14 protein-coding genes and 1 riboswitch are annotated in these 13,189 nt (G+C 35.4%); of the genes, 13 read left to right on the top strand and 1 reads right to left on the bottom strand.

The genetic code is table 11. The features are described 5' to 3' along the window. Nucleotides 1-140 precede the first annotated feature (140 nt). On the bottom strand, nucleotides 141-284 hold the full coding sequence (locus JBW_RS24995; protein WP_158453459.1) for a hypothetical protein: 144 nt from the start codon (nucleotides 282-284) through the stop codon (nucleotides 141-143). Between the two features lie 244 nt (nucleotides 285-528). Here JBW_RS24995 and JBW_RS11725 point away from each other — a divergent pair, with 244 nt between their 5' ends. From JBW_RS11725 to cbiT, 13 genes are all read left to right on the top strand, one after another. After that, entirely contained in the window at nucleotides 529-726 is a 198-nt protein-coding gene (locus JBW_RS11725; RefSeq protein WP_007956337.1) for a hypothetical protein, read from the top strand. 406 nt (nucleotides 727-1,132) lie between these two features. Further along, a complete protein-coding gene (locus JBW_RS11720; RefSeq protein WP_235334199.1) occupies nucleotides 1,133-2,161 on the top strand; it encodes an HD-GYP domain-containing protein in 1,029 nt (342 codons plus the stop codon). Nucleotides 2,162-2,310: 149 nt separating this feature from the next. Continuing rightward, nucleotides 2,311-3,063 (top strand): nickel pincer cofactor biosynthesis protein LarB, encoded by a 753-nt coding sequence (larB, locus tag JBW_RS11715; protein WP_007956339.1) that lies wholly within the window; start codon nucleotides 2,311-2,313, stop codon nucleotides 3,061-3,063. A 4-nt stretch (nucleotides 3,064-3,067) separates the two neighbouring features. Further along, entirely contained in the window at nucleotides 3,068-4,282 is a 1,215-nt protein-coding gene (gene larC / locus JBW_RS11710) for a nickel pincer cofactor biosynthesis protein LarC (RefSeq protein ID WP_007956340.1), read from the top strand. 152 nt (nucleotides 4,283-4,434) lie between these two features. Then, nucleotides 4,435-5,115 (top strand): 7-cyano-7-deazaguanine synthase QueC, encoded by a 681-nt coding sequence (queC, locus tag JBW_RS11705; protein ID WP_007956342.1) that lies wholly within the window; start codon nucleotides 4,435-4,437, stop codon nucleotides 5,113-5,115. A gap of 3 nt (nucleotides 5,116-5,118) precedes the next feature. After that, the gene (gene folE2 / locus JBW_RS11700) at nucleotides 5,119-5,907 is read left to right on the top strand and encodes a GTP cyclohydrolase FolE2 (protein WP_007956344.1); all 789 of its coding nucleotides are present in this window, start codon (nucleotides 5,119-5,121) and stop codon (nucleotides 5,905-5,907) included. A gap of 140 nt (nucleotides 5,908-6,047) precedes the next feature. Beyond that, complete coding sequence (locus tag JBW_RS11695) at nucleotides 6,048-6,902, top strand: ChbG/HpnK family deacetylase (RefSeq protein WP_007956346.1); 855 nt, start codon at nucleotides 6,048-6,050, stop codon at nucleotides 6,900-6,902. Beyond that, nucleotides 6,895-7,878, top strand: a complete 984-nt coding sequence (locus JBW_RS11690) for a lysylphosphatidylglycerol synthase transmembrane domain-containing protein (protein ID WP_007956355.1) — start codon at nucleotides 6,895-6,897, stop codon at nucleotides 7,876-7,878. The genes JBW_RS11695 and JBW_RS11690 overlap by 8 nt, the downstream gene beginning before the upstream one ends. Nucleotides 7,879-7,890: 12 nt before the next feature. Then, complete coding sequence (locus JBW_RS11685; RefSeq protein WP_007956357.1) at nucleotides 7,891-8,802, top strand: NAD-dependent epimerase/dehydratase family protein; 912 nt, start codon at nucleotides 7,891-7,893, stop codon at nucleotides 8,800-8,802. A 136-nt stretch (nucleotides 8,803-8,938) separates the two neighbouring features. Beyond that, nucleotides 8,939-10,480, top strand: a complete 1,542-nt coding sequence (locus tag JBW_RS11680; protein WP_007956359.1) for an ArnT family glycosyltransferase — start codon at nucleotides 8,939-8,941, stop codon at nucleotides 10,478-10,480. A 137-nt stretch (nucleotides 10,481-10,617) separates the two neighbouring features. Next, nucleotides 10,618-10,793, top strand: a riboswitch (cobalamin riboswitch). Nucleotides 10,794-10,873: 80 nt separating this feature from the next. After that, the gene (gene cbiD, locus JBW_RS11675) at nucleotides 10,874-11,974 is read left to right on the top strand and encodes a cobalt-precorrin-5B (C(1))-methyltransferase CbiD (protein ID WP_007956361.1); all 1,101 of its coding nucleotides are present in this window, start codon (nucleotides 10,874-10,876) and stop codon (nucleotides 11,972-11,974) included. Further along, on the top strand, nucleotides 11,959-12,585 hold the full coding sequence (gene cbiE / locus JBW_RS11670; protein WP_007956362.1) for a precorrin-6y C5,15-methyltransferase (decarboxylating) subunit CbiE: 627 nt from the start codon (nucleotides 11,959-11,961) through the stop codon (nucleotides 12,583-12,585). The genes cbiD and cbiE overlap by 16 nt, the downstream gene beginning before the upstream one ends. After that, entirely contained in the window at nucleotides 12,582-13,163 is a 582-nt protein-coding gene (gene cbiT, locus JBW_RS11665) for a precorrin-6Y C5,15-methyltransferase (decarboxylating) subunit CbiT (RefSeq protein WP_007956364.1), read from the top strand. The genes cbiE and cbiT overlap by 4 nt, the downstream gene beginning before the upstream one ends. Nucleotides 13,164-13,189 lie beyond the last annotated feature (26 nt).

Genomic DNA, 13,189 nt, shown 5'->3' with positions numbered 1-13,189 from the left:
AGAGGCTTCCTCTATTTTGTTGTGTCCATAAACTGGCTCTTGTCTCCTTTTTTTCATTCTTCCTACTGTTTTTCCTTCCTTTTTGCTCAAAAAAGGCGTGTCGCATTGCGTTTTTTCAAAAAACGTTTTGCGACACGCCCTTATAATTTCTTATGTAGTAATATATCGATTGTCTTCAGATTCTTCAAGGCTTGTTGTTGCTTATCCCATTCATTCGTGCGATCCGGATAGAAATTTTTACTCCACTTGACAGCCCAATCAATAGTGCGATTAAAACGTCTCAAAATATCGCCTCATTTTAAATTATTTTTGTGGATATTTTTAGTATAGCTTTGTGAAACTAATAAAGTCTATTGGTAAGATATGACAGATGCTATGCCTTCCGCATTGTCTGGTCATATTTAGTTATTCTTCTAGGTTGTTTCTATGAAAGTTAAGTTGTCCTAGAAGTGATTAACCTTTGCAGGAAATCATATCCTTTTGCAGAAATATAAAATTAAGAATTTAGTAAAAAAGGGAGCTACATACATGGAAGCCGAAATTACTCAATTTTGGTGTGGTAATGATTTGAAAGAACATATTATAATGTCAAATGGTGAATTCATTTTAACAGATGCAAAAATAAGAAAAGTTGCTAATCTTGGAAAAACCATAAGAGATGCTAAACGAAAAATTGAAGAACTTGGTAAAAATAATAATTTTCTAGACTTTTGCAGACAAGATTAAATATCTTATAAGATAATTTTCTTTTATTAGATTTTTTAGAGTAACTATTAGGGGTAACTAATAAGATAGTTAGAAAATTAAAAGTCAGAGAAATTTTTGAAAATAGGCAATTTGTATTATGAAGCCCTGGAATTGATCGCTTAGCGTTCTAAAGTTAATTTCACGTTTAATATTTCCTGAGGAAAAATGTAATTCCAATAAAATGTATACTTATTATGTGGATCCTATGCCTTCCTTTTTGCGAGGATGTCACAACATTTATTTTAGAACCATATAATATTATATCCAATATTTTCTTTAGATCTAGAAGGGAAATGTTAAATTTGTGTAGAATTATCATAAAGCAAGCTGGGTTTACTACATAAGGAGAACATGCCCTGGATAGGAGGTAACAAAAATTCAGCAAATGTTGTTAAATGATGTCAAGGAAAATATGATTTTAGCACAAGATATAGTCGATAGATATGGTAGGACACTCGTAACAGCAGGTATGCCATTAAAGCAGGAATTAATCAATTTACTTAAAAAGCATGAAATCTTTTCTATTTCTGTGCGTGATGATAAAACTAGTAATTATGAAATTAGTGAAGCACATGATTTAATCAATATGGATACTAGGTTAAAGTTAATTTCAAATGTTGAAGATGCTTTTAACAGCACTGATGGTTTAGTTCGACATTTAACACAATTGCAGAATTATGTAAATGATATTGTATCTACATTAGCGAAGAATAAAAATGTTCTCATGTATTTAGATAACGTTAATTCTACAAGTGATTATTTAATTATGCATAGCGTTAACGTGGGTCTGTTTTCTATTATTATCGGTATTGCGATGGATTTACCTTATGATGAATTATGCCTTTTAGGTATGGGTGGATTGTTGCATGATTTTGGAAAAACTAGAATTACAAAATATATTTTGGATAAGCAAGGTCAATTAACACCAGAAGAGTTTAACGAAATTAAAGAACACGCTACTCTTGGCTATAATATTCTTAAAATAGATACTTACCTAGATTACCGTGTTACATTTATGGCATTGCAGCACCATGAACGCTGCAATGGCAGTGGATATCCCTGGGGAATTTCAGGGCTTCAGATACATCCATTAGCACGAATTGTAGCTGTTGCAGATGTTTATGATGCGTTAACTACAAATCGAGTATACCGCTCACGCCTGAGCTCTTTTGAGGCAATGGAAATTATCAATAAAGGCAATGAGATTCATTTTGATTCAAATGTAATAAAAGCATTTAATCGTATTGCTATTCCTTATCAAATTGATAGTAATGTCAAACTTACGAATGGTATAGAAGGAAAAGTTCTTAGACTTAACAGTAGTAATTTAGCACGACCATTAATTACTACGCCAGCTGGCATAGTAAATCTATTACACGAACCAGATATTGCTATTATTGCTACAAGTTACTAAAAACTTGGCTAAGGCCAAGTTTTTAGTATTATATATTTATAAAATAGAAAACTAATCTATAAAAAGTATATATTTAGAAAAAGTGATATAATAGAAAGCAATCTTATCAATATTCGATTGAACTAAAACTATTAATTAAGGAGACAAGCATGGATATTAATAATTTACGCAATGTATTGCAAGACTTTCAAGCAAGTCGTTTATCTTTAGATGAAGCAATAGATAAGCTTAAAATTTTACCATATGAAGACTTAGAATTTGTAAAAATTGATCACCATCGAATGATCAGGCAAGGGTTCCCTGAAGTGATTTTTTGTCAAGGGAAAACCGCAGAACAAGTAGCGACAATTATGAAAAGTTTAGCTGTACATAATCATAGTATATTAGCTACTCGGGCAACTGAGGCTATGTATGCAGTGGTAAAGGCTGTACTGCCAGAAGCACAGTTCTACGAAATACCTAAAATAATTTATGTTAAACGTGATACGATAGAACCTGATAGTCAACGATTTGTTCTCGTTATGTCTGCGGGTACAAGTGACATACCTGTTGCTGAAGAGGCCGCTGTTACAGCAGAAATCATGGGAAATAAAGTAGAGCGCGTTTATGATGTTGGCGTTGCTGGTATTCATCGATTATTTGCGCATCAAGATATTATTCAAAATGCTAATGTAATTATTGTAGCTGCAGGTATGGAAGGCGCCTTGGCTAGTGTCGTTGGAGGTATGGTTGCTAAACCAGTAATTGCGTTGCCTACCAGTATCGGTTACGGTGCTAGTTTTAATGGCTTAGCAGCTTTATTAAGTATGTTAAATAGCTGTGCAGCTGGAATATCCGTGGTAAATATTGACAATGGGTTTGGAGCAGGACGATTAGCGAGTATTATTAATAAAATGAGGTGATATCATGAAAACCCTTTATTTAGATTGTTTCTCCGGCATTAGTGGTAACATGTTATTAGGAGCATTATTACATGTAGGATTACCAGAGGAAGTATTAAGAAAAAATTTATCACTCTTACCTGTTCATGGTTATGATTTAATCGTTACAGAAGTAAACAAGTGTGGTATTAGTGCCATTTATGTAGACGTAAAACTCAATGATGGTCATGATCATCATGACGGTCATGACCATCAGCGTCATCTATCAGATGTCTTTCAGATCATTGATGATTCTCAATTATCCCCTAAAATTAAAGCTGATAGTAAGAAAATTTTCTTATTATTAGCTCAAGCAGAGGCTAAGGTACATGGTGTAGGTGTAGAAGAAATTCACTTTCACGAAGTAGGAGCTGTTGATGCAATTGTTGATATTGTAGGTACAGCGATTGGTTTAGATTATTTAGGAATTCAGGCTATTTATACTTCTGCATTACAAGTTGGCAAGGGATTTGTAAAATGCGCTCATGGGCTAATGCCAATTCCAGCACCAGCTACTACAGAGTTATTAAAGAACATCCCATACTATAGCGGAGAAACGAGTAAGGAATTAGTAACACCTACAGGAGCGGCTGTAATTGCAGCACTAAGTACAGGACATGGAAATATGCCAGCTAACTTTCTTAGTAAAACAATTGGTTATGGAGCAGGAACATGGGATTTAGAAATTCCTAATGTGCTAAGAATGCATGTAGGCGAAATAAAAGAAGAAAGTGTGATAGCAAAAACTTTTGTTGTGGAGGTCAATATTGATGATTTAAATCCTCAGATTTATCCATATGTTATGGATAAATTGCTTAAAATGGGTGTTTTTGATGTTTGGCTCACCCCAATTATTATGAAAAAAAATCGATCTGCCACGATGTTGTCTGTGTTAGTAAATGATTCAATATTGGATCAAGTTATTGCGCTTATCTTTGAGCAAACATCTACTATTGGATTACGATATTATGCAACCGAAAGAAAAATCGCGATGCGGGAAATGATCGATGTGAAACTACCTTGGGGTAAGGTCAAAGTGAAAGTAAGTGCATATGAAGGAAAAATATGCAGCATAACTCCTGAATATGAAGATTGTAAAATCATAGCAGACGAATATAAAATTCCTCTGAAAAAAGTACAGCAAACTGCTTTAGAAATAGCATCTATTATTATCAAAGGAGACGCGATTCCAGAAACTTAACTCTCTCTTTATGTGAGGAGCGCTTTGGGAAGAAGTCCTTCTTGCTACTTCCTTGTATTGGGATAAGTATCGACTATCTTGACCATCGGATAAAATAACTATAGTGTATAAGTATTTGAATAAAAATATACAAATTAGGAGTGTTTCATAGCGTGAAAGCAGTTGTATTATTGTCAGGTGGATTAGATTCTACAGTATGCATGGCCGTAGCCCATAGTAAAGGTTATGAGCTTTTTCCTATCAGCTTTAATTATAATCAGCGTCATGCTCGTGAATTAGAAAGCGCTGAAAGCGTAGCTCAATATTATAATGTTACTAAACATATTATTATTGAAACCAACATGAATGTAATCGGCGGCAGTGCTTTAACCGATGAGCAATTGACTGTACCTACTGGTAATATCGATAGCCATCAAATTCCTGTAACTTATGTGCCTGCTAGGAATTTGATTTTTTTAAGCTATGCTTTGGGTTATGCAGAGGTAATGGGAGCGGACAAGATTTTTATTGGTGTGAATGCTCTTGATTATTCAGGTTATCCTGATTGTCGCCCTGAATTTATCAATCTCTTTCAGCAAGTTGCCGATTATAGTACAAAAGCTGGGGTACAGGATCATCGAAAAATAGTAATAGAAACTCCCTTATTGCAATTAACTAAGAAAGATATTGTTTTGTTGGGAAAGAACTTAGATGCTCCTCTTCAATTTACTACCAGTTGCTATAATGGAGAGTCAGTTGCCTGTGGAGAATGTGATAGTTGCCTTTTGCGTTTAAAAGGTTTTGCTGAAGCAGGTACAATAGATCCTATTATTTATAGAACTAGGAGTGAATAAGATTTGAAAGACGTTCAAAATATTTCCGACGATCGTGGCATCGCAATTCAAAATGTAGGTGTTAGCGATGTACGCTTGCCGTTTCTTATAAAGACGAAGGCAGATTCTCTTCAGTCTGTTTTAGCAACGATAAGCCTTACTGTTAATTTACCAAAAGAATATAAAGGTACTCATATGAGCCGCTTCATCGAAATTTTGAGTGAGTGGAGTCAAAAGCCTGTCTCTTACCGAGAAATGGAATTGATCTTAATGGATACTGTCAATAAACTTGATGCTGAGCATGCACAAATGGATATTTATTTTAAATACTTCATTGAAAAAACTGCTCCTATTAGCGGCCTTAAAAGTATGCTTGATGTTGATTGCCTATTTTCAGCTCAGCTAACCAAAGGCAAACCATTAGATTTTATCTTAGGTGTTGATGTTCCTTTTACCTCCTTATGTCCTTGCAGTAAAGAGATTTCAGCATATGGTGCACATAACCAGCGGGGATTGATGAAAGTAAAAATAAAAAATACAAATGGACAGTTTATTTGGATTGAGGATTTGGTGGCTTTAATGGAGGCAGAAGGAAGCTGCCCAATTTATCCTTTATTAAAGCGTGAGGATGAGAAGTACGTAACAGAGCATGCTTATGAAAATGCAAAATTCGTTGAAGATGTCTTAAGGGATTTGGTTTTATCTTTACGCCAGCAAAAATCAATTCGATGGTTTGAAGTACAATGTGAAAATTACGAGTCTATTCATAATCACAGTGCTTATGCCAAACATGTTGAACATCTGAAAGCTTAATACAAATACAGGAGCCTAATCTAGGCTCCTTCCTCTTTGTGCTTGAACTTTTATATAAATTTATTCAAGCACAAATTGCCATATCTCCTTATACGTGCTACCATATATAGTTGAGGTGTATAATAAGGAGTTGTTTCTCTATGCGACAATTAATCATAAATGCTGATGATTTTGGCATTAACGAAATGGTAAACCTAGGCATTATTCAAGGATACGTAAATGGTATCATTACCAGTACAACCATTATGCCCTCAGGTAGTGCTTTTGATCATGCTATAACGCTAGCTTCAGTTAATAAAGAATTAGGAATTGGTATACACTTAACATTAGTAGGTGAAACACCACTTTGTGATCCTCAGACGATACCCTCTTTAGTAAATAATGAAGGATGTTTATCACTTCATTACCCTGAGTTCTTCCGACGCTATTGTTTAGGAAAAATAAAACTCAATGATATTCATAAAGAACTTACTGCTCAGGTACAAAAAGTAATGGACTCTGGAATAGCGGTTACTCATCTGGATAGTCATCAACATATGCATATTGTACCTGGGATCATTGATGTTACAATTGACATTGCTAAAAGTTTTGACATAAAAAAAATACGTATTCCCGCTGAGCCTTTTTCATTTTTAGGTGGTTATCCATTCCAAACAGCACGAATTATAGCACGTGGAGGTCTAACTTTTTTAGCTGAAATAGCACGGCGGAAGATACAAAAGCAAGGATTTGTTGCCCCTGAACATTTTTTTGGAATGTTAGCTGGAGGAAATATGCATGAGGAATATTTATTACGCATATTAACCTCTTTACCAGAAGGCACCTCGGAAATTATGATTCACCCAGGAACGAACGATTCTATTTTACAAAAAATGTATAACTGGAATTATCACTGGCAAGCTGAATTAAATTCAGTAACCAGTTCAAAAATCTCTCAACATATCATAGACCACCATATACAATTAATTTCATTTAGGGAGTTAGAACATGATTAAGTTTTATCAACGGCTGATTCTCTTATTACTGTTCGTAGGTAGTATTTCCAGTATTGTAATCTATTTTACTGTTGATATTCATACCTTACGCCACCTTGATAGTTTTCAGCCTTGGTCTTTAGTTTTAGCTTTTGTTTTCTTAATAATTGGTTTATACTTTGATGGAATTCGTCTTATGCATCTTGTATCCATTTCAGGGGAAAAGATTCGCCTGATTGAAGCTGTTCATGTTGTCTTTGGGAATTATTTTTTGGCTCTCCTAACGCCTGGAGCTGCAGGTGGTGCAGTGGCGCAGGTCATGTTTTTGCGAAAAGCAGGAGTACCTACTGGTAAAGCGACTGTATTAATAGTTGTTAGAACATTGTTATCTATTATTTTTTTAGTGCTTTGCCTGCCAGTTATTTTTTATTATGATCCAGGGATTATGCCAGGTCTTTCAGATGATATCCTTACGATTGGTTTTGCCTCACTTATTGCCATTATTCTTGGTTTGATCTGGTTATTTCGTACTAGTTTGCCTTACTATTGGTTAGTGACACTTACAAAGAAATTTAGTCATCGTAATCGTCGTCGGATTTTTCTTCTCTATCGTGACGTTAGAGGTGCTGTATTCATGCTATCATCTTCCCCCTTAAGCATGGGGAAAGTATTTATTGAATCAGCTATCAGTTTACTAGCTTTATATAGTGTTGTACCAATATTGTTTATGGGAATGGGCATAACAGTTAATATTCCCCAAATTATGGGGAGGATGATTTTGTTAAACATTTTACTATACTTTGCTCCTACACCAGGAGGATCTGGTATTGCTGAAGGCGGTTTTGTCCTTTTATTTAGTAGCTTTCTGCCATCAGGAACTGTAGGAATAGTAGCTGTAGCCTGGCGAATTATTGTCGAGTATCTACCTTTTGTTATTGGTTTATATTTTACGATTAGAGTGTTTGGACATAAATTTTTAGCCAATCATATTAAATAGGAGGAATGTAGAGTGAAAGTATTAGTAACTGGCGGAGCTGGTTTTATCGGCTCACATGTTGTTGATAAATTAATACAAGAAAAATGTCAGGTAGTGATTATTGATAATTTGAGTACTGGATTAAGGGAAAACATCAATCCGGCCGCTTCTTTTATTCAGTTAGATATTCGTAGTGATGAAATTTTTACTATATTTATGACTGAAAAATTTGATTTTGTAATTCATCTTGCTGCTCAGACTATGGTACATAAATCTTTAGAAATGCCAGACTATGATTGTGATATAAATATATTAGGTACTGTGAATATTTTAGAAGCGTGCCGAAAAATGAATGTAAAGCGTATTGTTTTTTCTTCTACAGCCGCAGTATACGGTAATGTAACAACACTACCTGTAGTGGAAACAAGTCAAAAAGCACCTACTTCTTTTTATGGGTTGAGCAAGTTCACTTGTGAAAATTATTTGTCATTATACAAAGAAGTCTACGGTCTTGATTATATGATATTACGGTATGCCAATGTATACGGAGAGCGTCAAGGTGATGGGGGCGAGGGTGGTGTTATTAGTATTTTCGCTCGCAAGATTCGTCAAGATCAACCAGTATTGATTTTTGGTGACGGCAGCCAGACAAGAGATTTTATTTACGTCAGAGATGTCGCCAATGCTAATTATCAATCATTATTAGTCGATCATGCTAACAAAATATGTAATATTAGTACGCAAACAGAAACAAGTATTAATATGTTAATCGATTATATGGGAAATGTCGCTGGCAAGGTGGTAACGAGAAACTATAATGAAAAACGTGAAGGTGATATTTATAAATCTTCTTTATCAAATGCTATAGCACGAAAAAATTTAGACTGGCAACCACATATGATACTTTTAGAGGGATTAGCTAAAACATATCGCTCTCTTATCTAGATTTTAAATTTTTCTTTAGGATATATTATTATTAACACGCAAATAAATGACCAGCGTTGTTATATAATAATATATCCATTACTCTTATAAACCTTACTCGTCTTAATTAATTCAACTTTCGGAGGTTGCAGACCAAATGTTTAAAAAGTTAGGAACTGGTTTTTGGCTGGTGGCTATAATTACAATATTAATAGTATTTTTTAATTTGGGCGGAGTCCCTTTGTTAGATCCTGATGAACCTGTATATGCAGAAACACCTAAAGAAATGTTTAGCTTTAATGAATTTCTTTCTCCTCGTATTTATGGGGAGTATTGGTATGATAAGCCTCCCATGTATTATTGGTTAGTAGCTGCATCTTATAAACTTTTTGGTATGAATGAATTTGCCGCTCGCTTTCCATCTGCGATATTAGCTGTTGCTTGTACATTACTAGTCTATCAATCGGGTCGGCGCTTATTTAATGAACGAGCCGGTGTTGCGGGAGCGTTAGTATTAGCTACCAGTATTGAATTCTTTTATTTGGGAAAGGCTGCCGTAACTGATATTACTTTACTTTTTTTTCTTTCTGCTTCTTTATTGGCTTTTATAGAGAAAAAATATTATATTACCTATCTATTCGCTGGGTTAGCTACATTAACGAAAGGACCTATTGGATTATTATTTCCTGGAGGAATTATCTTTTTTTATTTACTTGCTACACGTAACTGGGCACTATTAAAAAGTATGAAAATATTCTCAGGATTGTTGATCTATGCTGCAATAGCTACACCTTGGTATATCTTGATGTATAATATTCACGGAAGTATCTTTGTCGATACGTTCCTTGGTTTTCATAATATTACAAGGTTCACGTCTCCAGAGCATCCTGAGGGTGTACTCTGGTATTATTATGTTCCAGTTCTTATTCTGGGTTTCTTTCCCTGGACAGGGATCATGATTCAATCCATATGGGATTCTCTAACGAAAAGTACATACGATTCTTCAACGCTATTATTTCTAAATATATGGTCATTGTTTATTTTTGCCTTTTTTACTATTTCCCAAACAAAGCTGGTATCCTATATTTTACCTATGTACCCACCATTAGCCATGATTGTTGGTTGGTATATCGATCGTCTTTGGACATCACATGGTAAAATTCATTTTACAAGCTGGTCTATAGGTTTAAGTATAGTAACAATATTATTTATAGGGATTATGTTCATCGGGCTTAAAGCTATGCCGATATTGGCAAATGGCATATATATATCCGCCATAATCTTTGCTTTAATGTCTTCCTTGGTAGCATATTTTGCATGGAAAAACGATATCCTTCGGGCTTTTTGGACTAAAATCATATCGATGGCTTTATTTTCCATGGTTCTAACTGCTATACTTTTTCCCATTGCAGCGCCTATGCTCACAACTAAAAATATTGCTCAAGAATTTAACCGTCAGTACGATGGCAAATCTCCAGTGTATGTGGTAAAATTCTTACGTCCTGGTTTTGCTTTCTACACCAACGTTTATGGCAAAGAGATCGTACTAGGCACCGATTTTAATAAGTTGATTCAAGAAAGCCAGCGTTCCTATTTTCTAATCAGACAATCTGAATATGATCGTTTAACAGTTACAAACCGACAATCTATTATCATTTTATCCTGCATTAGTGACAAAATGTTGTTGCTAAAAGAGTGATACTAAAAATGTGGTCGAAAAATGTTCTCTACTATCAAAATAAAGTTAACTTTTATATTTAATCAAAGAATAGCAGGAAATTTTTATTTGCTAGTGGAATACATACAGCATAGAAGTTTAGAATATAACAATAATTTAATAGCTCTATGGGAATAGGTGCTTACGCTTAAAAGGGAAGACTGGTTAGAAGCCAGCGCGGTCCCGCCACTGTATTGGGGAATGCAACTAAGATACACCACTGGGGAATCCCCGGGAAGGTTTAGGTGTGTAATGAGCCAGAGTCAGGAGACCTACCTATTCTAACACACCATTATGACCTACGAAGGATAGGCAGGTGGTAGAATAAATTATTCAATTGGTTTATTGTACCCCCTGTCTGCAGGGGGATTTATTTTGTCAAAAAAGATGAAATCTGGAATTACTACAGGTACTTGTGCAGCTGCTGCCACTAAAGCAGCCTTATTAGCATGGAAAGGTGAATTACCCAAAATGGTTGATGTTGCGTCACCGCAGGGACATATGATTCAAGTGAAAATTGCAACGAGTCAGCGTCTAAGTTTTGGTGGAAAAGCCAGTGTAATAAAAGATGCTGGCGATGATCCCGACGTAACACATGGTACAACTATATCTGCTGAAATAGAAATTAATACTGCAAATGAAATAATCCTACAAGCTGGTATAGGAGTTGGTATTGTAACAAAGCCAGGTCTATCTGTAGCAGTTGGACAACCTGCAATTAATCCTGGTCCCCGCAAGATGATTATGCAGGCCATACAAGATGTATTACCTGCTGGGCATGGCGTAACGGTTACCATTTCGATACCTGAAGGTGAAAAATTAGCAAAACGTACTTTAAATTCTACTTTAGGCATTATCAATGGTTTATCTATTATAGGTACTACAGGCATTGTTGAGCCAATGTCAGAGGAAGCCTTTAAAAATTCGTTGTCACCGCAAATATCAATGGTGAGAGCCTTAGGGTATGACGAAGTAGTCTTTGCTCCCGGGAAAATTGGCCAGGATATTGCTATTAACCGATATCATCTGCCAACAGAAACAGTAATCCAAACTAGTAATTTTATAGGACATATGTTAGAAAGTGCTGTGCAGTATGGTATGAAACAAGTTTTAATTTTTGGACATTTAGGAAAGCTCGTAAAAGTAGCTGCGGGCATTTTTCATACTCATAACCGTGTAGCTGATGCTCGCTTTGAAACTTTAGCCGCCTACATGGCTGCCCTTGGTGCTCCACAGCAGGCTATACAAGAAATATTAACGTGCAATACTACTGAAGCCGCTATGCCCATTATTACACAATTTAAATTAAATGATGTATATCGTGTAATTGCTGAAAGAGTCAGCATTCGGGCTGAACGATATGTATTTGGTGATTTAAAAGTAGGTACCGCAATGATCACTCTGCAAGGTGATTTATTGGCGGTTGATGATACGGCACGAGAAATTGGAGGCAAATTAGGATGGAACATAAAATAATAGTAGTAGGAATAGGACCAGGTTCACCTGATTACATCTTGCCAGTGGCTAGCCGCATCATTGCTCATGCAAAGGTATTAGTAGGCAGTAAGCGTGCTCTTGCAACCTTTGCTCCTGATCATGGAATTACTAAAGTAATTGACAATGACCTAAAGGGGGTATTAACATTTATCGCTACATCCCTAATTGATAACGATGTAGTTGTAATGGTTTCCGGTGATCCTGGCTTTTATAGTTTTTTAGCTACCCTTAAAACCAAATTTTCCTCGGCACAGATTACGGTTATTCCTGGTATTAGTTCGATGCAGTTAGCTTTTGCCAGGATCACTGAAATATGGCAGGATGCAGTTTTGATTAGTATGCATGGACGACAAGCCAAAGATATTGATCTCAATTATGATCCTGAAAAAAAGCTTGGCATATTAACTGATTTTGAACAAAATCCTTTATATATTGCAAACGTACTCCTTGAGCATGGTTGGCCATTACATTCAAAGGTATGGTTATGTGCTAATTTATCTTATGAAAATGAAAAAATTAAACACTTAACATTAGGTGAAATCAAAGAAGTCGATGGATTTACTCATTGTGTAATGGTGGTGACAATATGACCTATTTCCCAGGTATTAGTGATGATGAATTTCTGCGGGGCGACATACCAATGACGAAGCAGGAAGTTCGTATCTTAGTTCTGAATAAAGCTAAGATACGCCCCACCGATATTATTATAGATATTGGTGCAGGTACTGGATCTCTTTCAATTGAAGCTGCACTTCAGGCTCCCCAAGGTACTGTATATGCTATAGAGCGTCATCCAGAAGGAGTTGATTTAATTCGTGCTAATGCTGTAAAATTTGGTGCGGCTAATGTTGAAGTCATTTCTGGAACTGCTCCAACAGCATTACAGAACATTCCAAAGGCTGATGTAATTTTTATTGGAGGCAGCGGTGGTCATTTACAGGAAATCTTAAAGCAAAGTAATTATTTATTAAAATCAAATGGACGATTAGTAATTACGGCAATTACCGTTGAAACTTTATATGAAGCCTTACATACTATGCAAGCTAAACCTGAATTTACCATAGAAGCTTTCGGTATGCAAGTAACACGTATAAAACATATTAAAACAAGTAATATGCTGCAAGCTTTAAATCCAATCTATCTTATTACATCCACTAAGAATATCTAACTCTATTCGTTAGAGAATTTTAATTA

This window comes from Pelosinus fermentans JBW45 (assembly GCF_000271665.2).
Classification (GTDB): Bacteria; Bacillota; Negativicutes; order DSM-13327; family DSM-13327; genus Pelosinus; species Pelosinus baikalensis.
Note: the sequence above shows the minus strand (reverse complement) of the source record. Positions and strands in the feature narration are given on the sequence as shown.